The organism is Novosphingobium album (ex Liu et al. 2023), assembly GCF_029076845.1.
Taxonomy (GTDB): domain Bacteria; phylum Pseudomonadota; class Alphaproteobacteria; order Sphingomonadales; family Sphingomonadaceae; genus Novosphingobium.
In genome coordinates, this window is record NZ_JARESE010000102.1 from 1 (window position 1) to 812 (window position 812).

An 812-nucleotide genomic window follows, 5' to 3' on the forward strand; every position below is an offset into this window, starting at 1 on the left:
GCACGGGATTACGGTGCGCTTCGCTTTCCACGGGAGGACCTTGAGCGGGTATCCGCGCGGTCCCGGCAGGTATTATGCGGTGCTCGGCCGGTTTTCCCAGTAGAGGAAGCGTTTGAAGTTAAACGTGATGTTGGCGAAGCCGATCTTGGCCTTGGCCCGTTCGATGCCGATGGTGCGGATGAACAGGCCCATCCGGTGTTTCTGGGCGGCAAAGACGTGCTCGACGGCGGAGCGAACTTTGGAGCGGGCGGCATTGGCACGCTGACGCTGGGCTGGGAGCGGCTTGCCCGGTGCTCTACGGAAGTGGATTTTCGATACCCGCCCCGCACGAAGGACGGCCCGCTCGTTCTTCTGGCTGCGATAGGCAGTATCCGCCCAGATCGCGCTGCCGGTATTGGCCGGATCGATCAGGCCGGAAAGCTCCCGGCCATCGTAACGGGCGGCATCGCTGGCTGACCAGGTACGGATGAAGCCATGGCGCTGGTCGATGCCGATGTGCGATTTATAGCCGAAGATGGGCGTGGCGATCTCGGCCCTCAACTTGCCATCCGGCCCCTTCTTCCGGCGCCCGCGCTTCAACGTCCAGCGGGCATCGCGGTCCTTTTGCGCCAGCCTCGCCGGCTTGGCGGCCCAGGCATCCGGGATGCCGCCATCCTTGACGATGGCACGCTCCTCTTCGCTCATGCGCTGACGCGGGGCGGCGATGATGCTGGCGTCGACGATCTGGCCCCCCATCGCCAGGTAACCGCGCTCCTTGAGATGAGCATCGAACCGGGAGAACAGCGCCTCGATGGCGTTGGTGCGAACCAGAG

At 64.4% G+C, this 812-nt stretch carries 1 protein-coding gene; it reads right to left on the reverse strand.

Annotated elements, in window-relative coordinates; genetic code table 11:
• Positions 1–72: 72 nt before the first annotated feature.
• On the reverse strand, positions 73–812 hold a 740-nt coding region (locus PYV00_RS23930), incomplete at its 5' end, for a transposase (protein ID WP_275230858.1).